Consider the following 23,246-nt stretch of genomic DNA (forward strand, 5'->3'; position numbering starts at 1 on the left):
GCACCCCGCCGGGCGAATGATAGGAATGGCCGGTGACCGAACCGAACCTGATCGAAGCTGCCGCGGCCGAGGCCGTGACGCTGACCAGCGAGCTGATCCGCATCGACACGACCAACACCGGCGACCCCGACACGCTGGTCGGCGAGCGGGTGGCGGCCGAGTACGTCGCGGAGAAGCTGACCGACGCCGGCTACGAGATCACCTACGTCGAGTCGGGCGGGAAGAACCGGCACAACGTGATCGTCCGGCTCGAAGGCGCCGACCGGACCCGGGGCGGGTTGCTCATCCACGGCCACCTCGACGCCGTGCCCGCCGACGCCTCGGAGTGGTCGGTCCACCCGTTCTCCGGCGCGATCCAGGACGACTACGTCTGGGGCCGCGGCGCGGTCGACATGAAAGATATGTGCGGGATGGCGCTCGCGCTGGCCCGGCACTACAAGATGCACAACGTCGTGCCCCCGCGCGACCTGGTCTTCGCGTTCCTCGCCGACGAGGAAGCGGGCGGCAAGTACGGCGCGCAGTGGCTCGTCGAGCACCGCCCGGACCTCTTCGAGGGCGTCACCGAGGCGATCAGCGAGGTCGGCGGATTCTCCATCACGCTCAAGGACGACGTCCGCGCCTACCTGATCGAAACGGCGGAGAAGGGCATCCGCTGGATGAAGCTGCGCGTGCGCGGCACCGCCGGGCACGGCTCGATGATCCACCGCGACAACGCCGTGACGAAGCTGGCCGAAGCCGTCGCGAAGCTCGGCAACCACCGCTTCCCGCTCGTGCTGACCGACTCGGTGAAGGAGTTCCTCGCCGGCGTCACCGAGATCACCGGCTGGGACTTCCCCGAGGACGACCTCGAAGGCTCGGTCGCCAAGCTCGGCAACATCTCGCGGATGATCGGCGCGACCCTGCGCGACACCGCCAACCCGACCATGCTCACCGCCGGGTACAAGTCGAACGTCATCCCGTCGGTCGCCGAGGCCGCGGTGGACTGCCGGATCCTGCCGGGCCGGCTGGAGGCGTTCGACCGGGAGCTCGACGAGCTGCTCGGGCCGGACATCGAGAAGGAGTGGATGGAGCTCCCGCCGGTCGAGACGACGTTCGACGGCGCCCTCGTCGACGCCATGACCGCCGCGGTGCTCGCCGAGGACCCGGGCGCGAAGACGCTGCCGTACATGCTGTCCGGCGGCACCGACGCGAAGTCCTTCCAGGACCTCGGCATCCGCAACTTCGGGTTCGCGCCGCTCAAGCTGCCCGCCGACCTCGACTTCTCGGCGCTCTTCCACGGCGTCGACGAGCGCGTCCCGGTCGAGGCGCTGAAGTTCGGCACCCGCGTGCTGGACCGGTTCCTGCGCACGTCCTGATGACCGCGTTCGCGCTCGCCGACGGCACGTCTCTGCAGGTGGTGCGCAGGGGCGACCCGGCCGCGCCGGTGACCGTGGTGTTCGTCCACGGCTACGCGCTCGACCAGCGCAGCTGGGGCCGGATCGCGCCGCTGGTGCCGGACGCGGCCGACGGGCCGGTGGCCGTGCTGACCTACGACCAGCGCGGCCACGGCGGGTCCGGGCGGGCGCGGCGCGGCACCGCGACGATGGCGCAGCTCGGCGACGACCTCGCCGAGCTGCTCGAGCGCGAAGTTCCCGAAGGCCGGGTCGTGCTGGTGGGACACGACATGGGTGGCCTGGCCATCCTGTCGCTCTCCCAGCGGCACCCATCGCTGTTCGCCGAGCGGGTGTCCGGGCTGGTACTGCTCGCGACGTCGTCGGGCACGCTGGCCACCGAGGTCTCGGCGGCGTGGCCGAACGCGCTGGGGAAGCTGGCTCGCGACCTCGAAGCGGTGCTCGGCTCGAAGCTCTTCGGCGTGGTCCGGGAGCACACGAGCCGGGCGGTGAGCGCGGGCCTGCGGTGGTGGCTCTTCGGCGACGACCCGGACCCGGAGCTGGTCGAGCTGACCGTGAAGATGATCCGCGGCAACTGGCCGCACACGGTGTCGCTGTTCCGCCCGGCGCTGGACGCCTACGCGCGCGACTCGGCCTCGACGCGGGTCGGCGGCCTCCCGGTGACGGCGATCGTGGGGGAGCGGGACCGGATCGTCCGCGCGTCCGACGTCGAGCAGTGGGCCGGCGGCCTCGGCAACGGGACAGCGGTGGTGCTGCCCGGCGTCGGGCACGTCGTGCCGCTGGAGGCCGCGGCGCAGGTGCTGCCGCGGGTCGTCGCCCTGGTGAACGGCAGCTACCGACAAGAAGAGAGTTCTTGACAATTTCTCTGTTCGGTACGAGGCTGGACCCATGTTTTCCGTGGCGGTGATCGAAGACGCGTCGGCGGCCGAGGTGTCGCTGGACCCGGTCCGGGCCCGGCTACTGGCCGAACTGGCCGAGCCGGCGTCGGCGACCATGCTGGCCGCGCGGGTCGACCTGCCGCGCCAGAAGGTCAACTACCACCTGCGGGCGCTGGAGAAGCACGGCCTGGTGGAGCTGGTCGAGGAGCGGCGGAAGGGCAACGTCACCGAGCGGATGATGCGCGCGACGGCGTCGTCGTACGTCATCTCGCCGGTCGCGCTGTCCGCCGTCCAGCCCGACCCGGCCCAGTCGCCCGACCGGCTCTCGGCCCGCTGGCTGCTCGCCGTCGCGGGCCGGCTCGTGCGGGACGTCGGCCTCCTGATCACCGGCGCGGCCAAGGCGCAGCAGCGGGTCGCGACCTTCGCGCTCGACGGCGAGGTCCGGTTCGCCTCGGCCGCCGACCGCACGGCGTTCGCCGAAGAGCTCGCGACCGCCGTCACGACCCTGGTCGGCAAGTACCACGACGAGACGGCCGAGAAGGGCCGGCCGCACCGGGTGATCGTCGCCGTCCACCCGAGCATCCCGGAGGAGTCCCGTGGGGCATGAGTTCGAGCTGACCGACGTCGCCGAGGTCGGCGCGACGCCGGAAGAACTGTGGGAAGCCATCGCGACCGGACCGGGCATCGACTCGTGGTTCATGGGCCGCAACGAGGTCGAGGGCGGCACCGGCGGAGTCATCCGTGGCGCGTTCGGCGGCTACGAGCCGGAGTTCCGGATCCGGGAATGGGACCCGCTCGAGAAGCTCGTCTACGGCACCGACCCCGGGCCGGACGGGCGCACGATCGCCTACGAGTTCCTCATCGAGGGCCGGGCCGGCGGAAGCTCGGTGATCCGCTGCGTCACGAGCGGCTTCCTGCCCGGCGACGACTGGGAGGACGAGTTCGAGGCGATGACCACCGGCGGCGCGATGTTCTTCCGCACCCTGGTCGAGTACGTGACGCACTTCGCCGGGCGCACGGCGGTGCCGGTCACGGCGTTCGGCCCGCCGGTGGGGGACTGGCCCGCCGCGTGGACGCGGCTCGGCACGGCCCTCGGGCTGCCCTTGCGGCCAGCCGAGGGCGACCGGGTGCGGATCGCGGTGCCCGGCCGGGCACCGCTGGAAGGGGTCGTCTACGCCGTGAACGACCAGACCGCCGGCGTGCGGACCGCGGACGCGATGATCCGCTTCCTGCGCGGCTTCCACGGCCCGATGGTCGCCGCCCACCACGTCTTCACCCCGGGCGCCGACGCCGAGGTGGAGGAAAAGGCCTGGAGCGACTGGCTGAGCCGCGTGTTCGGCTGAGCCGCCTCAGGTCGGCAGCGCGCCGGGCAGGCTTTCCGCCGTCTTCTTGCGGCGCAGCCACACCCGGCGGGTGCCGTCGGCGTAGAGCCGCACGTTCCGCAGTTCCCAGCCCGCGAACTCCGCGTGGATGGAGAGCTGGATCGCCGCCGCACGCCGGGACACGCCCGGGGGGAGGTGCAGACGGCGATACTCCCAATCCCCTTCGACCACCGCCTCGCTGACCGTCGTCATGGCTGGATCACCTGGGTCCCTTCTCCGGTCGCCGAGCCGATGACCACCCGGCCGCTGGTTTCGTCCACCCCGACCGAGTCCGGCTGGCGCACGGTGGGGAACCGGTACTTCTCGACGGGCTCGCCGCCGCGGACGTCGAACCCGACCACCTCGTTGCGCCCGGTGAGCGTCACCCAGGCCAGGCTCCGCTTCGCGTCGTAAGCGATCCCGTACGCACCACCCGGCACCGGATACCGCTGCCGCATGATCAGCGGCGAAGCCGAGAACGCGATCAGCGCACCCGCCCGCGCGTCCGTCACCAGGATCCGGCCGTAGGAGTCCGCGACCGCGTTGGCGGCGCCATCACCCGCGCGCAGACCCTCGTTGATCTTCCCCCCCGCGACGTCCACGGAGAACACGGCCGTCCGCAGCCGGTCGAGGACCACCACACCGGCCCCGGCGGTCAGCACATCGTCCGCGCTGTAGAGCTGCCCGCCGATCGTCCGCGCGGGACCACTCGCGGGCAGCACCTGGATGTCCTTCGCCGCCCCCATCGCGACCAGCCGATCGGCGCCGTAAGCGATGCTCGCCGCCGGCTGCCCGCCCGTCTTCGTCTCGGTGAGCTTCCGGTCCGGCAACGTCAGCTGCTGCACCACACCCCGATCCGGCTCCGCGATCTCGACCCGCCCCGGCGCCACGGTCAGCTTCCCCGCTTTGCCGTATAACGGCATATTCACCGGGGGTGACGCAAGCGCGTCCAAGTCGTACAACTGCAAAGACGGCGGTTGAGAGAGCGCGACGACCAGGGTTCCCTGGGCCACGGCGAGGGCCGAGACGGCCCCGCCGGCGAGCACCTGACCGGCCGGCTTCACGGTCACGGCGGGGGAGACCGCCGGCTTCGCGGCCACGGGGTTCGCGACGATCTGGAGGTCGTCGCTGTCGGACTTGGCCGACGAGCAGCCCGAGAGCACCAGCGCACCGGCGAGCGGGATCGCGATCCACGACACGGCGGCGAACCGACGCACGTTGCTGCCTCCAGGTGTCCCTCGACGGACGGTCTCCACCAGCATCCTCCACGATCGTCTTGCCGTCACGTGCATGTCACCCAACAGACACCTAGCGCGGCCAGCGCTCCGGGTAGCCGACCTCGATCGCGCTGACGTCGTCGAGCGCCGAGCGGATCGCCGGCGGGAGGGTGATGTCCTCCGCCGTCAGCGAGCCGGTGAGCTGACCGGTGTCGCGCGCCCCGACGACCGGGGCGACGACTCCGGGCCGGTCGCGGACCCAGGCCAGCGCGACGGCCAGCGGCGACGTGCCGAGGCCGTCGGCGGCGGTGGCCACCGCCTGCACGATCCGGGCGGCGCGGTCGGTGCGGTGGTGCTCGACGTAACCGGCGTACGCGCTGTTCGCGCCCCGCGAGTCGGCGGGCGTGCCGGTGCGGTACTTGCCGGTCAGCACGCCACGGCCGAGCGGCGCCCAGGGCAGCAGGCCGACGCCGTGGTGCTCGGCGGCGGGGACGACCTCGCGGTCCACGCCGCGTTCCAGCAGCGAGTACTCGACCTGGGTGGAGACGATCGGCGCGACCGCGGCGGCGCCGGCGGCGGCCGTCGCCAGCTGCCAGCCGGCGTAGTTCGAGACGCCGACGTAGCGGGCCTTGCCGCTTGTCACGGCGTACTCGAGGGCGGCGAGGGTCTCGGCGATCGGCACGCAGGTGTCCCAGGCGTGCAGCTGCCACAGGTCGACGTGGTCGGTGCCGAGCCGCTCGAGCGAGCCGTCGAGCGCGGTGAGCAGGGCACCGCGGGAGGCGCCGCCGCCGAACGGGCCGTCGGTGCGCCGGGCGACCGCCTTCGTCGCGAGGACGATGTCGTCGCGGGGCACGAGGTCGCCGAGCAGCGAGCCGAGCACCCGCTCGCACTCGCCCTCGCCGTAGATGTCGGCCGTGTCCACCAGGGTGCCGCCGGCGTCCACGAAGGCGACCAGCTGGCTGGCCGCTTCCTCCGCGTCGGTGTCGCCACCCCAGGTCATGGTGCCGAGCCCCATCCGCGAGACGCGCAGTCCCGAGCGGCCGAGCAGTCGCTTTTCCACGACCGCCGAGCCTAGTGGGCGGGGACCGGCGAACCTGACCAAGGTGAGTCGTGTCGCCCCCGAGAGCCCCCGTTAGGGTCTGGCCCCGTGCGACTCGGACTGAATCTCGGCTACTGGGGAGCGGGGAACGACCCCGCGAACCTGGCCCTGGCGAAACAAGCGGACGAACGGGGCTACGCCGTCGTGTGGGCGGCGGAGGCGTACGGCTCGGACGCCGTGACCGTGCTGACCTGGATCGCGGCGAACACGTCGCGGATCGACGTCGGCGCCGCCGTGCTGCAGATCCCGGCCCGGACCCCGGCGATGACCGCGATGACCGCCGCGACCCTCGACACGCTCTCGGGCGGCCGGTTCCGGCTGGGGCTCGGCGTGTCCGGCCCGCAGGTGTCCGAGGGCTGGCACGGTGTCCGGTTCGCCTCGCCGCTGGGCCGCACCCGCGAGTACGCCTCGATCGTGCGCTCGGCGTTGCGGCGGGAACGGGTGAAGTTCGAGGGCGAGCACTTCACGCTGCCGCTGCCGGACGGGCCCGGCAAGGCGCTGCGGCTGACCGTCCGGCCCGCCCGCAAGCACATCCCGCTGTACCTGGCCGCGATCGGCCCGAAGAACCTGGAGCTGACCGGGGAGATCGCCGACGGCTGGCTGCCGGTGTTCTTCTCGCCGGCGCACGCGGGAGAGCAGCTGGCGCACCTGCGGGCCGGTGCCGAACGGGCCGGCCGCACCCTCGACGGCTTCGACGTCGTCCCGACCGTGCCGCTGGTGCCCGGCGACGACTGGCGGGCCTGCGCGGACGCCGTCCGCGGCTACGCGGCGCTCTACCTCGGCGGGATGGGCAGCAAGGAGAAGAACTTCTACAACCGGCTGGCGTGCCGGATGGGCTTCGAAGCCGAAGCCGCCGAAGTGCAGGAGAAGTACCTGGCCGGCGACCGGGCGGGGGCGATGGCGGCGGTGCCGCTGGAGTTCCTCGACGCGACGTCGCTGCTGGGTCCGAAGGAACGGATAGCGGAGAAGATGACCGAATACGCCGAGGCCGGCGTGACGACCCTGTCGGTGTCGCCGTACACCCCGGACGCGGCGGCCGCGCTGACCACCGCCGTCGAGGCGCTCGAGCTGGCGGGGGTGGCCTGACGTGGGGTGGTTCGAAGCACTGGTCCTGGGCCTGGTCCAGGGCCTGACGGAGTTCCTGCCGATCTCCTCGAGCGCGCACCTGCGGATCGTCGCGGCGCTCGTCGGCTGGGACGACCCGGGCGCGGCGTTCACCGCCGTCACCCAGATCGGCACCGAGCTGGCGGTGATCCTCTACTTCGGCAAGAAGATCGGCCGGATCCTGCAGGCCTGGTTCTTCTCGCTGTACAAGCCGGATTGGCGCCGCGACCCGGACGCGCGCCTCGGCTGGCTGATCATCATCGGCTCGCTGCCGATCGTGGTGCTCGGGCTGCTGCTGCAGGACCAGATCGACAGCGCGTTCCGCGACCTGCGGATCACCGCGACCGTGCTCATCGTGTTCGGCCTGATCCTGCTGTACGCCGACCGCGTCGGGAAGCAGGAGCGGACGCTGGACCACCTGACCGTGCCGCACGGGCTCGGCTTCGGCTTCGCCCAGGCGCTGGCACTGATCCCGGGCGTCTCCCGCTCGGGTGGCACGACGAGCGCGGGCCTGCTGCTGGGTTACACCCGCGCGGAGGCGGCGGAGTACTCGTTCCTGCTGGCGCTGCCGGCGGTGTTCGGGTCGGGCGTGTACAAGCTCAAGGACATCGGCTCGGGCGGCGTGCCGGCTCAGTGGGGTCCGACGATCCTGGCGACGCTGGTCGCCTTCGGCGTCGGGTACGCGGTGATCGCGTGGCTGATGGCCTACATCAAGAAGCGCAGCTTCGTGCCGTTCGTGATCTACCGGCTGGTGCTCGGGGTGCTGCTGTTCGTGCTGATCTTCACCGGGGCGCTCGACCCGAACGCGGGTCCCGTCAGCAACTGAGCCGCCCGCGTGGTTCCCGCGGCGAGGCTGCTCGGCGGCGCCGCGAATGACTCATTCGCGGCGCCGGAGGTCCCGAATGAGTCATTCGCGACCTCCGGCCTGCGCCGATGACCCGAACGCGGGTCCCGTCAGCAACTGATGACCGGTAGGAGGGAGCGGGTGATCGCGTCCACGTAGGGTGGGCCTCGTGAGTACGGTCATTCTGCTCAGGCACGGCAAGTCGACGGCCAACGGCTCCGGTGTCCTGGCCGGGCGTTCCCCGAAGGTCAACCTCGACGACACCGGCCGCGCCCAGGCGGAGAAGCTGGTCGAACGCCTCGACGGCGTCCCGCTGGCCGAGCTGGTCGTGTCGCCCATGCTGCGGTGCAAGCAGACCGTCGGCCCCCTCGCGGCCGCGCGGACCCTGGCGAAGGTCGTCGAGCCCGGCTTGTCCGAAGTGGACTACGGCGACTGGACCGGCAAGGAGCTCAAGCACCTGGCGAAGGAGCCGCTTTGGCGGGTCGTGCAGGCGCACGCGTCGGCCGCCGTGTTCCCCGGCGGCGAAGGGCTCGCGGCGATGCAGGCCCGGTCCGTGGCCGCCGTCCGCGCGCACGACCGGCGCATCACCGCCGAGCACGGCGACCACGCCGTCTGGCTCCTGTGCAGCCACGGCGATGTGATCAAGTCCATCCTCGCCGACGCGCTCGGCCAGCACCTCGACGCGTTCCAGCGGATCGTCGTCGACCCGGCGTCGATCTCGGTCGTGCGCTACACGGAGACCCGGCCGTTCGTCATGCGGGTCAACGACCACAGTGGCGACCTCGGGGGCATCGTGCCGCCGGAACCCAAGCCTAAGCGCGGCAAGAAGGCCGCCGGGAGCAGCGACGCCGTCGTGGGCGGTACCACCGGTCCGTGAACCTGGCCACCTCCGGAAAGCGCTGACATCCGCACAGGTGGACCACGTAGGGTGGCGGGACCGAGTGTTGTACCCCCACCAGGAGCCTGCGCCGATGATTTCGCCGGACAACCCGTTCGCCGCACCCAGCGAACTGCCCTACGCCCTGCCGCCCTTCGACCGGATCGCCGACGAGCACTACCGGCCCGCGTTCGAGGCGGGCCTGGCCGAGCACGCGGCGGAGATCGAGCAGATCGCGGCGCAGGACGCCGAGCCGACGTTCGAGAACACCGTCGTGGCCCTCGAGCGCGCCGGCGAGCTGCTGGGCCGCGTGGCGAGCGTGTTCTACAACCTGTCCGGCTCCAACAGCACCGACGAGATCCAGGCCATCCAGGCCGAGTTCGCGCCGAAGCTGGCCGCCCACCACGACGCGATCCACCTGAACCCGAAGCTGTTCGCCCGGATCGACACCCTCCACGCGCGGCGCGAAGAGCTCGGCCTGGACGAGGAGTCGCGGCGCCTGCTGGAACGGCGTCACCTCGACTTCAGCCGCGCGGGTGCCGGGCTCGGCGAAGCGGAGCAGGCCCGCCTGCGGGAGCTCAACGGGCAGCTGTCCACGCTGCAGACGAAGTTCCAGCAGAACCTCCTCAAGGAGACCAACGACCTGGCCGTCGTGATCGAAGATCGCGCCGAGCTGGCCGGCTTCGGCGACGGCGCGATCGCCACCGCGGCCGAAGCGGCGGCCGCCCGCGGTGAGGACGGCAAGTACGTCATCCCGCTGACCCTGCCGACGAGCCAGGCCTCGCCGCTGGAGACGCTGCGCGACCGCGACGTCCGCGCGCGGATCCACGCCGCGTCGATGGCGCGGGGCAACCGCGGCAACGAGTTCGACAACAACGCCCTCGTCGCCGAGATCACCCGCCTGCGGGCCGAACGGGCCGCCCTGCTCGGCTATCCGAACCACGCGGCGTACGTCATCGCCGACGAGACGGCGAAGACCGCGGAAGCCGCCGCCGGACTGCTCGAGCGGCTCGCACCCGCCGCGGTCGCGAACGCTCGCACCGAAGCCGCGGAACTGCAGCAGCTGCTCGAAGCCGACGTGCCCGGCGCGACGCTGCGTCCGTCGGACTGGCCGTACTACGCCGCCCAGGTCCGCCGCGAGCGCTTCGACGTCGACACCGAGGCCCTGCGGCCGTACTTCGAAGCCGACCGCGTGTACCTCGACGGCGTCTTCTTCGCCGCCACCAAGCTCTACGGGCTCACCTTCACCGAGCGGACCGACCTCCCGAAGTACCACCCGGAGGTCCGGACCTTCGAGGTGTTCGACGCCGACGGCACCCCGCTCGGGCTGTACCTGCTCGACCTGTACACCCGCGACGCCAAGCGCGGCGGCGCGTGGATGAACACCTTCGTCGACCAATCGCGGCTGCTGGACCGCAAGACGGTCGTGGTCAACGTGCTCAACGTCGGCCGGCCGCCGGCGGGGGAGCCGACCCTGCTCACGTTCGACGAGGTCGTCACGGCGTTCCACGAGTTCGGCCACGCGCTGCACGCCCTGGTCTCGTCGGTCCGCTACCCGACGTTCTCCGGCACCAACGTGCCCCGCGACTTCGTCGAATACCCGTCCCAGGTCAACGAGATGTGGATGCTGTGGCCGGAGGTACTGGCCCACTACGCCAAGCACCACGAGACGGGGGAGGCGCTGCCGCAGGAGCAGGTCGACAAGCTCCTCGCCGCCCAGCAGTACGGCGAAGGCTTCTCGACGACCGAGTACCTGGCGGCGTCCCTGCTCGACCAGGCCTGGCACCGCCTCGGCGTCGACGACCACGTCGAAGAGGTCCAGCGCTTCGAGACCGACGCGCTCGTGAAAGCGGGCGTGGCCGTCGAAGCGATCCCGCCCCGCTACCGCACGACATACTTCGCGCACGTCTTCAGCGGCGGCTACAGCGCGGGCTACTACTCCTACATCTGGAGCGAAGTCCTCGACGCCGACACCGTCCAGTGGTTCCGGGAGAGCGGGGGACTGACCCGCGACAACGGCGACCACTTCCGCCGGACCCTCCTCGGCAGGGGAGGGAGCATCGACCCGATGGACGCCTTCCGCGCCTTCCGCGGACGCAACCCCGAGATCGAACCACTCCTGGCCCGCCGCGGCCTCAACGGAGTCTGAACACTCTCGTCTTCTAACTGTATAACGCCCTATACGGCTCGGCTGGTTTTTCAAACCAGCCGAGCCGTTACGCACCGCAATCAAATACAGCAAAGAAGGCGGCAACCCGGGCCGCATCAGCTTCCCTCGAGTCCGCACGTCCGTGACTCTCGCCGAGGGTGCCCGAGAACTAGCTTGGGGGCTTCGACAACTCTCGGGGAGGGAAAACGATGGGCACATTGCGTCGGATGTCGATCATCCTGACGATGTTCGCTGCCGCCATGGGCAGCGTCTTCGTTGTTCCGGCGTCGGCCGGAACGCAGTCGGCCGCCACCGCGGAGGCCACCTGTACCGGAGCGGGCTCCTGCTGGTTCACCTGGGGCCGCATTGCGGCCGGCGATTGCCTGATGGACCAGGCGAAGTGGACGCTGAACCGCAACGGCAGCGCGACCTTCGAGGCGGTGATCACCAGTAGCGACAGCGGTGACGCGTGGCTGATGTGGCCGGTTGCCGTGGACAGCAACGGGTTCGTCCTGGGCCCCATCACGCACGGGGGTGACCCGAAGTTCGTGCGGGGCACGGTCAAGAACCAGTGGACCTGGTGGTTCGACGCCGGGTCGTTCGACGCGGCGTTCTTCGACCGGATCAACAACATGCGGTTGACCAGTCACTGCTGATCGTCACTCGGTGCCTCGCCCCGATGCCGCCCGGCATCGGGGCGAGGGTCGTGGTCAGCCGCCGGCGACGATGTGGTCGACGAACCCGTAGGCGAGGGCTTCTTCCGCGTCGAACCAGCGGTCGCGGTCGGCGTCGGCGGTGATGCGTTCGACGCTCTGGCCGGTCTGGTGCGCGGTGATCTCGGCGATGCGGCGCTTCATCTTGCCGAACACTTCGGCCTGGATGGCGATGTCGGTGGCGGCGCCGCCGATGCCGGCCGAGGGCTGGTGCATGACGATCCGCGTGTTGGGCAGCAGGTAGCGCTTTCCGGGGGTGCCGGAGGAGAGCAGGAACTGGCCCATGGACGCGACGAAGCCGAGGCCGTAGGTCGAGACGGCCGGTTTGACGAGCTGCATGGTGTCGTAGATGGCCATGCCGGCGGTCACCGAGCCGCCGGGTGAGTTGATGTAGAAGGTGATGTCCTTCGCCGGGTCGTCGGCGGCGAGCAGGAGGAGCTGGGCGATGATCCGGTTGGCCACCTCGTCGTTGACCTCGGAGCCGAGGAAGACGATGCGGTCGTGCAGGAGCTGCTGGTAGACCGAGTCTTCGGGGGCGGTGCTCGGTGCCTGCATGTCGGGTACGGCGAGAGTGGTCATGGCTCGACGGTAGGGCGCGGGTGCGGGCGTCCGGCGCCGGTTTCGCTGTGGGCGTGGGGTGTTCGCTGGGAGCGGAGCGGGCTCGGGTCTTGTCAGGGTGATCGGCGACGGCTAATGTACAACCACATGGTTGTACTTCAAGAAGAGAGTGAGGAGTCGCTCAACCAGCTCTTCCGCGCCTTGGCCGACGGCACGCGTCGCGACATCTTGAAGCGGTCGGTCGCGGAAACGCCGTCGGTGTCCGAGCTCGCCGCGCATTACGAGATGAGCTTCGCCGCCGTACAGAAGCACGTCGCCGTGCTCGAGCGGGCGGGTCTGGTCCAGAAGCGCGCGAACGGCCGCGAGCAGCTGGTCTCGGCCAACCGTGCGCGGCTGCGGCGGGCCGGTGAGCTCCTCGACTCCCTCGAATCCCTCTGGCGCCGGCGCGTGGCGCAGCTCGATGATGTCCTGCTACCGAAAGAAGATTGACGATGCCCGTCACCTCGGTGACCAAGGATCCGGAAGCGCTCACCTTGACGTTGGTGGCCGATTTCCCGGTTCCGCAACGAAGGCTGTGGGATGCGTGGGCTGATCCGCGGCAGCTGGAGCGCTTCTGGGGGCCGCCGTTCGCGCCCGCGACGTTCACGCACCACGACTTCCGGGCCGGTGGTCGCGCGGAGTACTTCCTGACCGGTCCGGACGGGGAGAAGTGGAGTGGCGCCTGGAAGTTCACGGCGGTGAACCCGATCGACTCGTTCGAGGCGGACGACGGTGAGGACAACGCCGAGGACGGGGATCTGCCGATGTCGATGACGTTCGCCTTCGAGGCGACGCCGACGGGGTCGCGGATGATCAGCGTCACCCGGTTTTCGAGCATTGAAGCCATGGAACAGACGATCCCGGGCATGGAACAGGGCCTTCGCGCCGCGATGCCCCAACTGGACGAGGTGCTGGCCGGATGAGAACTCTCAAGATCATCGAACACGTGTCGCTCGACGGTGTGATCCAGAACTCCGCCGATGGGGACGGGTTCCCGTACAGCGACTGGACCGGGGCGTACCGGACCCCGGCGGGCGCGGAGATGATGCTGTCCGCGCACGGTGAGCGGTTCGACCTGCTGCTGGGCCGGCGCACGTACGACATCTTCGCGGGGTTCTGGCCGACGGTGTCGGGCATGCCGATGGCGGACCGCCTCAACGCGGCGAAGAAGTACGTCGTGACCCATCGTCCGGACGATCTGGGCTGGGGGCCGGCCGAGGGGGTCGGGCCGGATCTCGTCGAGGGTGTCCGGCGGATCAAGGCGGAGGACGGGCCGGGGCTGGTCCTGACGGGCAGTTCCACGCTGACGTCGGCGCTGCTGGAGCACGGGCTCGCGGACGAGGTCGTGCTGGTCGTCTACCCGGTGCTGGTGGGTACGGGCAAGCGGCTCTTCGCGGAGGGGACGCCGGGGCAGACGTTCGAGTTCGCCGGCACGACGCCGACGCCGTCCGGGGTGCTGCTCAGCACGTACAAGGTCGCCGGGCCGCTGAAGACCAGCTGACGAGAAAAGGGGCCACCGTCCGGTATGGACGGTGGCCCCGATCGTGCGTGGGTCGGGCTCAGATGAGGCCGAGCTTCTGCACGGTGTCGCGCTCCTCGACGAGCTCGGCGACCGAGGCGTCGATGCGGGCGCGGGAGAAGTCGTCGATCTCGAGGCCCTGGACGATCTCGTACTTGCCGTTCTTCGCGGTGACCGGGAAGGACGAGATGATGCCCTCGGCGACGCCGTAGGAGCCGTCGGAGACGACGCCGGCGGAGGTCCAGTCGCCGGCCGGGGTGCCGTTGACCCAGGTGTAGACGTGGTCGATGGCGGCGGAGGCGGCCGAGGCGGCGGAGGAGAGACCGCGGGCCTCGATGATGGCGGCGCCGCGCTTGGCGACGGTCGGGATGAAGTCGCTCTCGAGCCAGGCCTGGTCGACCTCGACGCTCTTGCCGCCGACCTCGGCGTGCTGGACCGAGGGGTACTGGGTGGCGGAGTGGTTGCCCCAGATGGCGAGCTTCTTGAGCTCGGTGACCGGGACGCCGAGCTTCTTGGAGAGCTGGGCGAGCGCGCGGTTGTGGTCGAGGCGGGTCATCGCGGTGAAGCGGTCGGCGGGCACGTCGGGGGCGTGCGAGCGGGCGATGAGGGCGTTGGTGTTGGCCGGGTTGCCGACCACGAGGACCTTGATGTCGTCGGCGGCGCCGGCGTTGATGGCTTCGCCCTGTGGCTTGAAGATGCCGCCGTTGGCCTCGAGGAGGTCGCCGCGCTCCATGCCCTTGCTGCGGGGGCGGGCGCCGACGAGGAGGGCGATGTTGGTGCCTTCGAAGGCCTGCTTGGGGTCGTCGAAGATGTCGGTGCCGGCGAGGAGGGGGAACGCGCCGTCGTCGAGCTCCATGGCGGTGCCCTCGGCCGCCTTGACCGCCTGCGGGATCTCGAGGAGCCGCAGCTTCACCGGGACGTCCTGCCCGAGCAGCTGACCGGACGCGATGCGGAAGAGCAGCGCGTAGCCGATCTGGCCGGCGGCGCCGGTGACGGTCACGTTGACAGGGGCTTGGGTCATTGCGGTACTCCAGCTTGAGACGACTTTGGCTAGTGCATGGAGCCTATCCCTCCTCGTGGTTGCCGGTCGGGTGCGTCCAGTCACTCTCACGGATCGCTTTCGGGGGTCCGGGTGGCGAAGCCCCCGGCCCGGGGCGAAGCCCTGGTTGGCGCAGCTCGATCAGGTACCGGTGACGTTGCCGGCGAGCCGGTGCAGGAGGTCGGCGAGCTGCGTGATCTCGGTGTCGGACAGGCCTTTTCGCATGCGTTCGTCGTGGGCGATGGCGGCGGAGGCGAGGCGGAGGAAGAGCTGTTCGCCTTCGGGGGTGAGGGTGACGAGGTGGACGCGCCGGTTGGCGGGGTCGCGGCGGCGGGTGACGAGGCCGGCGCTTTCCATGCCGTTGAGGTGGTGGGTGAGGGTGGCTCCTTGGATGCCGACGGCGTCGGCGAGTTCGCGCTGGTTGGCGACGGGGCGGGTTTTGAGGGAGATGAGGATCTGCCAGACGGGCTGGGAGCCGCCGGCGGCGGCGAGGGCCTGGTCGAAGGCGCGGCCGGCGGTCTTGGCGGTGCGGGCGAGGACGACCCCGATGGGGGTGGTGGTGGGTGCTGGCACGGGGTGAACTCTACCGCAGAAGCCGAGGGGTCTAAGCGTTTGACATCGAACGGTTAGACATCTAACGTTGCTCGCATCGAACCGGAAGGGGAAGTGCGATGAGCACCGAAGAGCAGGTCCGCGAGTTCGGCCGGGTCTGGGCCGCGGCGGAAGAGCGCGGGGACACCGAGACCCTGGAAGGCCTGGCCGCCGACGGCTTCCGGCTGGTCGGCCCGCTCGGCTTCGTCCTGGACCGCGCCCAGTGGCTGGCGCGCTACAGCGGCGGCGCGCTGGTCACCGAGAAGCTGGACTGGGACGAGGTCGAGGTCCGCGACTTCGGGGCGACCGCCATCGCGATCGGGGTGCACGCCCAGGTCGCGAAGCACCAGGGGCGCCCGGTGAACGGCCGGTTCCGCGCCACGCACGTGCTGGTCCGCGACGACGACCGCTGGCAGCTGGCCGGCATCCACCTGAGCCCGATCGGCGGCCCGCCGCCGTTCGCACCGGGAGGGGCCGCGCGATGAGCGTCGAACTGAACCACACGATCGTGTGCGTGACCGACCGGGAGAAGTCGGCGGAGTTCCTCGCCGGGATCCTCGGCCTGCGGACCGAGCCGGTCACCGGGCCGTTCGTGCCCATCCGGCTCGCGAACGGCGTCACGCTCGACTACCTGCGGGTGGACCGCGTGACGAGCCAGCACTACGCGTTCCTGGTCGGCGAGGACGACTTCGACGCCGCGATGGCGCGGATCGAGCGGGCCGGCATCACCTACTGGGCCGACCCGTTCCACGAGCGAGCGGGCGAGGTCAGCGACCTGAACGGCGGCCGCGGGGTCTACTTCTCCGACCCCGACGGCCACAACCTGGAACTGCTCACGAGGGGGTAGTCATGCGGTTGAGCATCGGGGTCACGGACTTCTCGTGGCCGGACAAGGCGACCGACGAGCTCGCGGGCGTCGCCGTCGCGGCCGACGACGCCGGGCTGGACACGCTGTGGGTGGCCGACCACCTGCTGCAGGCCGACCCGCACAGCACACCGGATTCGGCCATGCTCGAGGCGTACACGACGCTGGGGTTCCTGGCCGCGCGCACCGGCCGGATCGGGCTGGGCACGATGGTCTCGGCGGTGACGTTCCGGCCGCCCGCGCTGCTGATCAAGGCGGTCACGACGCTCGACGTCCTCTCCGGCGGGCGGGCCCGGTTCGGGATCGGCACCGGGCACCACGACGGCGAGGCGCGGGCGATGGGCCTGCCGTTCCCGCCGGTGGGCGAGCGCTTCGAGCGGATGGAGGAGACCATCCGGCTGGCGCTGCGGATGTGGGCCGGGGACGACTCGGCGTTCGAGGGTGAGCACTACCGCCTGGACCGTCCGATCGGGATTCCGCTGCCGGTGCGCCGGCCGAAGGTGCTGATCGGCGGGGCCGGTGAGCGCAAGACGCTGCGGCTGGTCGCGCGGTACGCCGACGCGTGCAACGTGTTCGACATCCCGGACGGCGGGAAGACCGTGCGTCACAAGCTGTCGGTGCTCGCGCGTCATTGCGAGGAGGTGGGGCGGCCGTACGGGGAGGTCGAGAAGACGATCAGCACGCGGCTGTCTCCGGGCGAGTCCGCGGAGTCGTTCGCGCGGCGGTGCGCGGAGTTCGCGGAGTGGGGGATCGAGCACGCGGTCGTGATCACGGCCGGGCCGTGGTCGCCGTCGGGGGTCGCGACGCTGGGGCGGGTCGCGGGTCTGCTGGCGGAGTGAAACGATCAAGCCCGGACGTCGCGGGGTGATCGCGGACGGCGGGCGGCGGTCCGGGGGCGCGAAATCGTTTTCCGGTCGTTTTTCTTCGTGTTCACGAGAATGACGGCTCGAAAATATCGGTATACCGCGTGGTGGGACAGCTACTGGGTGTTGCTCCGTTCAGCGGGGTTTCGGACCATGATCCATTCGCTACCATGGTCGGCGCCCCCGTACCCAATTCGAATGTATTGGGAAGGAATCCGATGCTGTCTGCGGTCGTTGCTGCCGTAATGGCGCTGTCCTCTGTGGTCGCCCCGCATTCGTGGAACACTCCTCCGCCGCCCGACAAAATCGTCATCGACGTCGTGAACGCCAATGGCACGGGCTGCCCGGCCGGCACGTCCGCGGTGGCGGTGTCGCAGGACAACACGGCGTTCACCGTGACCTACAGCGTCTACACGGCGTTGGTCGGGGTCGGTGCCGGTCCGCTGGACGCCCGGAAGAACTGCCAGATCGGCCTGCGGGTGCACGTGCCGCAGGGGTTCACCTACGGAATCGCGCAGGCGGACTACCGCGGATTCGCCCATCTGGAACGGGGTGCGACCGGTCTGGAAAGAGCGAACTACTATTTCCAGGGCAATTCTCCGACGGCCTACATGCAGCATCCGCTGGCGGGGCCGTTCGAGGACGACTGGCATTTCACCGATTCGACGGAAGTCGGTGCGATCGTGTTCAAGCCGTGCGGTGAGGAACGCAATCTGAACGTCAACACGGAATTGCGGGCCGCGGCCGGGACGTCGGATCCGAAGAAGACGACCAGCTACGTCACGATGGACTCGACCGACGGCAGCATCACGACCACGTACCACTTCGCGTGGTTGTCCTGTCCCTGACCGCAGCATCAGGAAAACGGAGCACCGTGGGACCCGGGGCGGCGCGGCTTGGCACCCGCGCCGCCCCGGCGGTCACTTCTTCGCGGGGGCGCGGGGATCGGTGGCCTGGACGTCGAAGACGCGACCGAGGGAGACGAGGCCCTCGTCGAGGTGGCTGAGGCTGGAGAGGACGGCCCGGGTTTCGGCCTGCTCGACGCGGTCGGACACCGGGGTGCCGTCGTCGCGCACGAGCGTGCCGGGTGTGGGGCCACCCGGCGCGTCGAGTGCTTTGCGCAGGACGTCGATGTTGGCCAGCAGCCGGCCGGTGAACTGGCGCAGGCGATCGGTGTCGGGTCCGGCGAGCATCCCGGGCTGGGCGCGGGCGGCGACGTGGCGGGCGCGGAAGGCGATGGTCTCCAGCGTGGTGAGCACGTGCCAGCCGTAGTCGCGGCGGGCGCTGCGCAGGTTGACCGGGTGGGTCAGCGGTTCGATGGTGGTGCGGACCTGTTCGACGGCGCGGTCGAGGTCGCGGGAGAGCTCGATGATGTTGACGTTCTCCTCGCCGGCGAGCAGGTCGCGGGTGTGCTCGAGGAAGTCCGCCAGCTCGTCGAGCACGGCGGAGATGTCGTCGAGCATGACCGCGCGGGTGCGGACGGGGACGATGACGACGGCGGCGAGGATGCCCGCGGCGGCCCCGACCGCGGTTTCGGCGACGCGGATCCAGAGGACTTCGAGGCTGAACGTGCCGAGCAGGCTGTAGAGCAGGCCGAGCATGCTGGTGATGAAGAACGCCATCACGACCTGGGAGACGCGGGCGGTGTAGACCATCCCGAAGACGCACACCAGGATCAGCGCGAGCGTGGCCGGGGTGCTGCCGGCGACCAGGGAAGCGAGCAGGACGCCGCCGACGATGCCGATGAGGGTGCCGCCGAGGCGGCGGACGCCCTTGACGAACGTGGCGCCGGCGCTGGAGGCGCCGATGAACACGACGAAGACCGTCAGGACGGCCCAGTACCAGCGCTGGTGGGAGACGAGCTCCCCGCCGAGCACGGCCAGGCCGCCGCCGACGACGGCCTGGATGGCGCTGCGGGTGCGGTTGTCGTAGGCGAACGCCGGAGTGGGCTCGTCGTCGTCATCGTCGAGCGGGTCCACTGTGGACTCGGGAGCGGCGGCGCGCTGGGCGCGGTCGTCGGCCAGCGCCAGCTCGGCGAGGGCTTTGCGGACGCCGTCGCCGGGGGCGGCGCGAGAGTCGATCCGGCTGCCTTCGACGAGCATGCGGCTGTACTCGCCGGTCTGGCTGATCAGCGGAAGCTCGCGCGGGTCGCGTTCCATGAGGGCGCGGAAGCGGGCGAGCCGGGCGATCAGGTCGTCGCGGACTTCGGTGGTGAGCTCGTCGGAGCAGGTGCGCTGCACGGTGCTGACCAGCCACTCGAGGGCGAGCTCGACCTCGATGGCGCGGCGGCGCAGGCGGTCGGCGGCGCGGGCGTCGACGACGTCGGGGGCGGTGTCCTCGATGAGCAGGACGCATTCGTGGAGCCGGGCGAGCGCGCTGCGCAGCTGCTTGCGGGTACGTTCGCTGCCGCCCACAGCGAGGTGGGCCTCGGCGGCGCGGACGACGGCGGCGAGGCGGGCGCGGAAGGCGCGGCGGACCCGGAGGAACTCGGCTTCGGGATTGTGCCGCAGCAGGACGAAGCGGACGACGGCGTTGGCGAGCACGCCGACGCCGAGGGCCATCAGCAGCTGCGGGACCTGCGCGAGGTGGGCCTGCAGGAACATCGGGAAGAAGAACAGGAAGAAGCCGATCGAGCCGAGCGCGGTGCCGCGGGCGCCGAAGCGCTGGGCGTAGACGGCGACGAAGATCAGCAGGACGAACACGATGCTGTCCATCGGCGGCAGCGCCGACCCGAGGCTCGCGACCGTGATGGACGCGGTTCCGGCGAGGAACGCCAACACGAGCGTCACGGCTTGTCCGCCGGGCGTCGGGTCGTTGACGGTGAAGGCCGTCATCATCGCGGCAATGGCGCCGACGAGCATCACGGTGAGCGGGACGTGCGCGGGCAGCAGCGCGGCCACGGCGAGGACGATGCCGAGGACCGCGGACCCGGCCAGCCGCAGCCGGACCAGGCCGGGGTCGGCCGCCGCCAGCCGGTCGAGCGCGGCGGTGCGGAAGTGGTTCATCGGGCGAGCAGCTCCCACTGGGCGAGGGTGGCGCGGCGGCCGCGGGTGGCGGTGATCCGCAGCCGGTAGTGCGGGTGGGCGGCCGGGGCGGCGAGGGCGAAGGGACGGGTCTGGCGGCGCCAGCGGAACAGCTCGTCCTGGCGTTCGTCCAAGGTGGTCCAGTCTGCGCCGTCGTCGGAGCCTTCAAGGACCCAAGCGCTGGGGTCGCCGCCGCGGGTGCCGGAGGTGAGCGTGTACATCGTGACTTCGCGGGGTTCGCCGGTGACGGTGAACTCGATCGCCGGCGTGGCGCCGCGGAAGGTGACCTGGGTGCGGGTGGTGTCGTCGAAGAGCGCGTCGAGGCTCTTGGCGTCCTCGCTGGTGGCGGTGCCGATGAGGTCGGAGATCGGGTCGGGCTGTTCGGCGGGCGGCGGCGGGGCGCCCCAGCCGGTGGGTTCGCCCGCGAGGTCGAAGACCAGCTCGGCGCCGCCGGCGAGGGTGGCGTGGGCGATGGTCGTCGCGTCGTGCGGTTCGCCGTCGACGGTGAGGCCGCGGACGTAGACGGTCTCGTCGGTGTTGCCGGGCGCGCGGACGACGAGCGTCTTGCCTTCGCCCAGGTGCACGGTCGCCTTCTCGAACAGCGGCGAGCCGAGCGCGTAACGCGGGCTCCCGACGGCCAGGGGGTAGAAGCCGAGCGCGCTGAACAGCCACCACGCGGACATCTCGCCGTTGTCCTCGTCGCCGGGGTAGCCCTGCCCCAGTTCGCTGCCGAGGTAGAGGCGCCGGAGGACTTCGCGCACGACGCGCTGGGCTTTCGCGGACGCGCCGGCGTAGTTGTAGATGTACGGGATGTGGTGCGAGGGCTGGTTGGAGTGGCCGTACTGGCCCATGCGGACGTCGCGGGCTTCGGTCATCTCGTGGATCAGGCCGCCGTACGCGCCGGGGCGCCGGCCGGTCTCCGGGGTCGCGAAGAACTCGTCGAGCTTGGCTTCGAGGCCGGCGTTGCCGCCGTGCAGGGCCGCGAGGCCGGGACCGTCGTGGGGTGCGGTGAAGGCGGTGTTCCACGCGTTGGTCTCGACGAAGTCGCCGCCCCACGCGGCCGGGTCGTAGCCCTCGGGGGCGAACTTGCGGCTGCCGTCGCGGTTGCGGCCCTGGAAGAAGCCGATCTTCGGGTCGAAGTGGTGGACGTAGTGCTTCGCGCGCTCGCGGAAGTAGGCGGCGTAGTCCGCGTACATCCGGGCGCGCCGGCCGGAGCTTTCACGTGAAAGCTCCGCGGAGAGGTTGGCGAGGCCGAAGTCGTTGATGCAGCCTTCGAGCGCCCAGGACAGTCCTTCGTGGACCGACGTCGGGGTGTAGCCGAGGAAGATCGACCGGTCGAGACCCTTGCGGCCGACCGAGCGGTGCGGCGGGGTGACGGTGGCGTTCTTCAGCGCCGCGTCGTAGGCGGCCTCGACGTCGAAGTTCCGGACGCCCTTGAGGTAGGCGTCGGCGAAGGCGACGTCGGAGCTGGTGCCGGTCATCAGGTCCGCGTAGCCGGGGGAGGACCAGCGGGAGATCCAGCCGCCTTCGCGGTACTGCTGGACGAACCCGTCGACCATCCGGCCGCAGTGCGCCGGGCTGAGCAGCGCGTAGGCGGGCCAGGTGGTGCGGTAGGTGTCCCAGAAGCCGTTGTTGACGTACAGCTCGCCGTCGATGACTTTCGCGCCGGTCCGCCGGCGGGTGCTCGGCCACCGCCGGCGCACCACGGGGCTCGCGTGCCGGATGCCCTTCGGGGTGTTCTCGTGCGCGACGTTCGGGTACAGGAACAACCGGTACAGGTTCGAGTAGAGCGTGGTGCGCTGGTCCTCGGTGGCGCCTTCGACCTCGACCCGGCCCAGCTGCTCCTGCCAGTGCTCCCGCGCCTGGTCGCGGACCTGCTCGAACGTCGTCCCGGCCGGGATCTCCAGCTCGAGGTTGCGCTTGGCCTGCGCGAGGCTGATCAGCGACGTCGCGATCCGCAGCGTCGCTTCGGGACCGTCGAACTCGAAGTAGCCCGAGACGCGCCGCCACGGCGGGAACCGGACCTTGGCGCCGCGGGTGGCCGGAGCGTCGGTGACGCCGTAGACGAACATGCGTCGCGCGCCGGCCGAAAGGCGGCTGCGGACCCGCGTGTACCCGCTGATCACGCCGGTGTCGGCGTTCAGGCGGAGACGGCCGCGGTTGGCGGCGTTGTCGAACAGCAGCCAGCCGTGCTTGTCGGGAAAGGTGAACCGCATGATCGCGGCGTGGGACGTCGGCGCGAGGTCGGCGGTCATGCCGTTGGCGAACCGGACGCCGTAGTGGTGCGGCGAGTCGGTCTCGTCGTCGTGGGAGAAGGCCAGCGCGCGCTTGCGGCGGTCGCGCTCGACCGGGCCCGTGCCGGGCATGACGTGGAAGGTGTGCCGGTCGCCCATCCACGGGCTCGGCTGGTGGCTCAAGGCGAGGGCCTGCAGCGCCGGGCGGTTCTCGGCGTTGTTGTGGCGGTGGTAGGAGTAGATCCAATTGGTGACGCCGGCGTCGGTGACCGGGGTCCAGAAGTTGAACCCGTGCGGCACCGCCGTCGCGGGGAAGTTGTTGCCGCGGGAGTAGTCGCCGCTGGAGTGCGTGCCGCGGGTCGTGCGGACGAAGTCGACCGGGTCCCGGGGCGGCTCGGGGCGATCGGCGACGCGGACGTCGTCGATCCAGCCGGTGATCTCGCCCTCCGGAGACGCGGTCAGTAGCACGATCCGGCTGATCCGGCGGCCGGCGAACGCCCCGAGCGGGCGGCGGACGAGGTTCCACTGGTCCACCCAGAGCGTCTTGTCGTCGATCGGGTCCAGCCCGGCCGTGGTGCCGTCGGCGAACTCGACGTCGAGGCTGACCCAGGTGGCGTGGTAGGCGGGGATCTCGCCGTCGGCTTGCGGGAAGACCACATAGGACAGCTCGGTGGCCCCGGTGACGGGCGCGTCGAGTTCGAACAGGACGCTGCGCGGGCGGGCCGTGTAGCGCAGGGCCCTGGCCCCGGTGAAGCCGACGCCGGTCTTGGCCGTGGGGGAGCGGCCCGGGCCGCTGTCGACCGTCAGGGCGGGGTCCGCCGGCTGCGGGTCACCGGTTTCGAACGACGAGAAGAACACGGCGTCGGGCATGCGCCCACCGTA

General features: G+C 70.8%; 24 protein-coding genes. 16 read left to right on the forward strand and 8 right to left on the reverse strand.

Translation table 11 applies throughout. The features are described from left to right. Positions 1 to 32: 32 nt before the first annotated feature. Genes AB0N03_RS05395 through AB0N03_RS05410 form a run of 4 tightly spaced genes read left to right on the forward strand, consistent with a single transcriptional unit; the run spans position 33 to position 3,612 of the window. A complete protein-coding gene (locus AB0N03_RS05395; protein ID WP_364365768.1) occupies positions 33 to 1,355 on the forward strand; it encodes a M20/M25/M40 family metallo-hydrolase in 1,323 nt (440 codons plus the stop codon). Next, entirely contained in the window at positions 1,355 to 2,248 is an 894-nt protein-coding gene (locus AB0N03_RS05400) for an alpha/beta hydrolase (RefSeq protein WP_364365771.1), read from the forward strand. The genes AB0N03_RS05395 and AB0N03_RS05400 overlap by 1 nt, the downstream gene beginning before the upstream one ends. A gap of 31 nt (positions 2,249 to 2,279) precedes the next feature. Continuing rightward, positions 2,280 to 2,876: a helix-turn-helix domain-containing protein gene (locus tag AB0N03_RS05405; RefSeq protein WP_364365774.1), complete on the forward strand. Its 597-nt coding sequence runs from the start codon at positions 2,280 to 2,282 to the stop codon at positions 2,874 to 2,876. Beyond that, positions 2,866 to 3,612 carry an SRPBCC domain-containing protein gene (locus tag AB0N03_RS05410; RefSeq protein WP_364365777.1) on the forward strand — a complete coding sequence of 249 codons (747 nt, stop codon included), beginning with the start codon at positions 2,866 to 2,868 and terminating at the stop codon, positions 3,610 to 3,612. Before AB0N03_RS05405 ends, AB0N03_RS05410 begins: the two co-directional genes overlap by 11 nt. A 6-nt stretch (positions 3,613 to 3,618) precedes the next feature. Here the strand turns inward: AB0N03_RS05410 and AB0N03_RS05415 are convergent, their stop codons facing one another. The 3 genes from AB0N03_RS05415 to AB0N03_RS05425 form a co-directional block, all read right to left on the reverse strand. Beyond that, positions 3,619 to 3,843, reverse strand: coding sequence for a DUF5703 family protein (locus AB0N03_RS05415; protein WP_285478272.1), 225 nt, complete (start codon positions 3,841 to 3,843; stop codon positions 3,619 to 3,621). Beyond that, the gene (locus tag AB0N03_RS05420) at positions 3,840 to 4,847 is read right to left on the reverse strand and encodes a hypothetical protein (RefSeq protein WP_364365781.1); all 1,008 of its coding nucleotides are present in this window, start codon (positions 4,845 to 4,847) and stop codon (positions 3,840 to 3,842) included. The genes AB0N03_RS05415 and AB0N03_RS05420 overlap by 4 nt, the downstream gene beginning before the upstream one ends. A 91-nt stretch (positions 4,848 to 4,938) precedes the next feature. After that, complete coding sequence (locus AB0N03_RS05425; protein WP_364365784.1) at positions 4,939 to 5,907, reverse strand: aldo/keto reductase; 969 nt, start codon at positions 5,905 to 5,907, stop codon at positions 4,939 to 4,941. Positions 5,908 to 5,994: 87 nt separating this feature from the next. Here AB0N03_RS05425 and AB0N03_RS05430 point away from each other — a divergent pair, with 87 nt between their 5' ends. From AB0N03_RS05430 to AB0N03_RS05450, 5 genes are all read left to right on the forward strand, one after another. Continuing rightward, entirely contained in the window at positions 5,995 to 7,032 is a 1,038-nt protein-coding gene (locus AB0N03_RS05430; RefSeq protein WP_364365787.1) for an LLM class F420-dependent oxidoreductase, read from the forward strand. Between the two features lies 1 nt (position 7,033). Next, positions 7,034 to 7,876, forward strand: a complete 843-nt coding sequence (locus AB0N03_RS05435; RefSeq protein ID WP_364365790.1) for an undecaprenyl-diphosphate phosphatase — start codon at positions 7,034 to 7,036, stop codon at positions 7,874 to 7,876. Positions 7,877 to 8,063: 187 nt separating this feature from the next. Next, positions 8,064 to 8,771: a histidine phosphatase family protein gene (locus AB0N03_RS05440; protein ID WP_364365793.1), complete on the forward strand. Its 708-nt coding sequence runs from the start codon at positions 8,064 to 8,066 to the stop codon at positions 8,769 to 8,771. Positions 8,772 to 8,865: 94 nt separating this feature from the next. Further along, positions 8,866 to 10,920, forward strand: a complete 2,055-nt coding sequence (locus AB0N03_RS05445) for a M3 family metallopeptidase (protein ID WP_364365796.1) — start codon at positions 8,866 to 8,868, stop codon at positions 10,918 to 10,920. Positions 10,921 to 11,147: 227 nt separating this feature from the next. Then, positions 11,148 to 11,576, forward strand: coding sequence for a DUF6294 family protein (locus AB0N03_RS05450; RefSeq protein ID WP_364365799.1), 429 nt, complete (start codon positions 11,148 to 11,150; stop codon positions 11,574 to 11,576). 54 nt (positions 11,577 to 11,630) lie between these two features. Here AB0N03_RS05450 and AB0N03_RS05455 read toward each other — a convergent pair whose 3' ends face one another. Then, entirely contained in the window at positions 11,631 to 12,212 is a 582-nt protein-coding gene (locus AB0N03_RS05455) for an ATP-dependent Clp protease proteolytic subunit (RefSeq protein ID WP_364365802.1), read from the reverse strand. A 126-nt stretch (positions 12,213 to 12,338) separates the two neighbouring features. On the opposite strand from AB0N03_RS05455, the gene AB0N03_RS05460 reads away from it, so the two are divergent. Genes AB0N03_RS05460 through AB0N03_RS05470 form a run of 3 tightly spaced genes read left to right on the forward strand, consistent with a single transcriptional unit; the run spans position 12,339 to position 13,731 of the window. After that, a complete protein-coding gene (locus AB0N03_RS05460) occupies positions 12,339 to 12,680 on the forward strand; it encodes a metalloregulator ArsR/SmtB family transcription factor (protein ID WP_364366288.1) in 342 nt (113 codons plus the stop codon). A 2-nt stretch (positions 12,681 to 12,682) separates the two neighbouring features. Next, a complete protein-coding gene (locus AB0N03_RS05465) occupies positions 12,683 to 13,153 on the forward strand; it encodes an SRPBCC domain-containing protein (RefSeq protein WP_364365805.1) in 471 nt (156 codons plus the stop codon). Then, positions 13,150 to 13,731 (forward strand): dihydrofolate reductase family protein, encoded by a 582-nt coding sequence (locus AB0N03_RS05470; protein WP_364365808.1) that lies wholly within the window; start codon positions 13,150 to 13,152, stop codon positions 13,729 to 13,731. Before AB0N03_RS05465 ends, AB0N03_RS05470 begins: the two co-directional genes overlap by 4 nt. Before the next feature lie 58 nt (positions 13,732 to 13,789). Here the strand turns inward: AB0N03_RS05470 and AB0N03_RS05475 are convergent, their stop codons facing one another. Together AB0N03_RS05475 and AB0N03_RS05480 are read right to left on the reverse strand one after the other, a co-directional pair. Continuing rightward, on the reverse strand, positions 13,790 to 14,770 hold the full coding sequence (locus tag AB0N03_RS05475) for a malate dehydrogenase (protein ID WP_364365811.1): 981 nt from the start codon (positions 14,768 to 14,770) through the stop codon (positions 13,790 to 13,792). A gap of 159 nt (positions 14,771 to 14,929) precedes the next feature. Next, positions 14,930 to 15,361 (reverse strand): MarR family winged helix-turn-helix transcriptional regulator, encoded by a 432-nt coding sequence (locus tag AB0N03_RS05480; RefSeq protein WP_364365814.1) that lies wholly within the window; start codon positions 15,359 to 15,361, stop codon positions 14,930 to 14,932. A 98-nt stretch (positions 15,362 to 15,459) separates the two neighbouring features. Here AB0N03_RS05480 and AB0N03_RS05485 point away from each other — a divergent pair, with 98 nt between their 5' ends. The 4 genes from AB0N03_RS05485 to AB0N03_RS05500 all read left to right on the forward strand — a co-directional run bounded on the left by AB0N03_RS05485 (position 15,460) and on the right by AB0N03_RS05500 (position 17,955). Beyond that, positions 15,460 to 15,864, forward strand: a complete 405-nt coding sequence (locus tag AB0N03_RS05485; RefSeq protein ID WP_364365816.1) for a nuclear transport factor 2 family protein — start codon at positions 15,460 to 15,462, stop codon at positions 15,862 to 15,864. After that, positions 15,861 to 16,226 carry a VOC family protein gene (locus tag AB0N03_RS05490; protein ID WP_364365819.1) on the forward strand — a complete coding sequence of 122 codons (366 nt, stop codon included), beginning with the start codon at positions 15,861 to 15,863 and terminating at the stop codon, positions 16,224 to 16,226. The genes AB0N03_RS05485 and AB0N03_RS05490 overlap by 4 nt, the downstream gene beginning before the upstream one ends. A gap of 2 nt (positions 16,227 to 16,228) precedes the next feature. Next, positions 16,229 to 17,083: a TIGR03560 family F420-dependent LLM class oxidoreductase gene (locus AB0N03_RS05495; protein ID WP_364365822.1), complete on the forward strand. Its 855-nt coding sequence runs from the start codon at positions 16,229 to 16,231 to the stop codon at positions 17,081 to 17,083. A 242-nt stretch (positions 17,084 to 17,325) separates the two neighbouring features. Further along, the gene (locus AB0N03_RS05500; protein ID WP_364365825.1) at positions 17,326 to 17,955 is read left to right on the forward strand and encodes a DUF4360 domain-containing protein; all 630 of its coding nucleotides are present in this window, start codon (positions 17,326 to 17,328) and stop codon (positions 17,953 to 17,955) included. Positions 17,956 to 18,027: 72 nt separating this feature from the next. On the opposite strand, the gene AB0N03_RS05505 is transcribed toward AB0N03_RS05500, so the two are convergent. Further along, positions 18,028 to 20,112 carry an FUSC family protein gene (locus AB0N03_RS05505; RefSeq protein WP_364365828.1) on the reverse strand — a complete coding sequence of 695 codons (2,085 nt, stop codon included), beginning with the start codon at positions 20,110 to 20,112 and terminating at the stop codon, positions 18,028 to 18,030. Next, entirely contained in the window at positions 20,109 to 23,234 is a 3,126-nt protein-coding gene (locus tag AB0N03_RS05510; protein WP_364365831.1) for a GH92 family glycosyl hydrolase, read from the reverse strand. The genes AB0N03_RS05505 and AB0N03_RS05510 overlap by 4 nt, the downstream gene beginning before the upstream one ends. Positions 23,235 to 23,246 lie beyond the last annotated feature (12 nt).

The organism is Amycolatopsis sp. NPDC051061 (assembly GCF_040682935.1).
GTDB lineage: Bacteria > Actinomycetota > Actinomycetes > Mycobacteriales > Pseudonocardiaceae > Amycolatopsis.

Coding starts and splice junctions, on each gene's coding strand:
- AB0N03_RS05400 (WP_364365771.1), top strand. CDS start 1,355: ATGACCGCGTTCGCGCTCGCCGACGGCACGTCTCTGCAGGTGGTGCGC.
- AB0N03_RS05405 (WP_364365774.1), top strand. CDS start 2,280: ATGTTTTCCGTGGCGGTGATCGAAGACGCGTCGGCGGCCGAGGTGTCG.
- AB0N03_RS05415 (WP_285478272.1), bottom strand. CDS start 3,843: ATGACGACGGTCAGCGAGGCGGTGGTCGAAGGGGATTGGGAGTATCGC.
- AB0N03_RS05445 (WP_364365796.1), top strand. CDS start 8,866: ATGATTTCGCCGGACAACCCGTTCGCCGCACCCAGCGAACTGCCCTAC.
- AB0N03_RS05450 (WP_364365799.1), top strand. CDS start 11,148: ATGTCGATCATCCTGACGATGTTCGCTGCCGCCATGGGCAGCGTCTTC.
- AB0N03_RS05455 (WP_364365802.1), bottom strand. CDS start 12,212: ATGACCACTCTCGCCGTACCCGACATGCAGGCACCGAGCACCGCCCCC.
- AB0N03_RS05460 (WP_364366288.1), top strand. CDS start 12,339: ATGGTTGTACTTCAAGAAGAGAGTGAGGAGTCGCTCAACCAGCTCTTC.
- AB0N03_RS05465 (WP_364365805.1), top strand. CDS start 12,683: ATGCCCGTCACCTCGGTGACCAAGGATCCGGAAGCGCTCACCTTGACG.
- AB0N03_RS05470 (WP_364365808.1), top strand. CDS start 13,150: ATGAGAACTCTCAAGATCATCGAACACGTGTCGCTCGACGGTGTGATC.
- AB0N03_RS05475 (WP_364365811.1), bottom strand. CDS start 14,770: ATGACCCAAGCCCCTGTCAACGTGACCGTCACCGGCGCCGCCGGCCAG.
- AB0N03_RS05485 (WP_364365816.1), top strand. CDS start 15,460: ATGAGCACCGAAGAGCAGGTCCGCGAGTTCGGCCGGGTCTGGGCCGCG.
- AB0N03_RS05490 (WP_364365819.1), top strand. CDS start 15,861: ATGAGCGTCGAACTGAACCACACGATCGTGTGCGTGACCGACCGGGAG.
- AB0N03_RS05495 (WP_364365822.1), top strand. CDS start 16,229: ATGCGGTTGAGCATCGGGGTCACGGACTTCTCGTGGCCGGACAAGGCG.
- AB0N03_RS05500 (WP_364365825.1), top strand. CDS start 17,326: ATGCTGTCTGCGGTCGTTGCTGCCGTAATGGCGCTGTCCTCTGTGGTC.
- AB0N03_RS05505 (WP_364365828.1), bottom strand. CDS start 20,112: ATGAACCACTTCCGCACCGCCGCGCTCGACCGGCTGGCGGCGGCCGAC.
- AB0N03_RS05510 (WP_364365831.1), bottom strand. CDS start 23,234: ATGCCCGACGCCGTGTTCTTCTCGTCGTTCGAAACCGGTGACCCGCAG.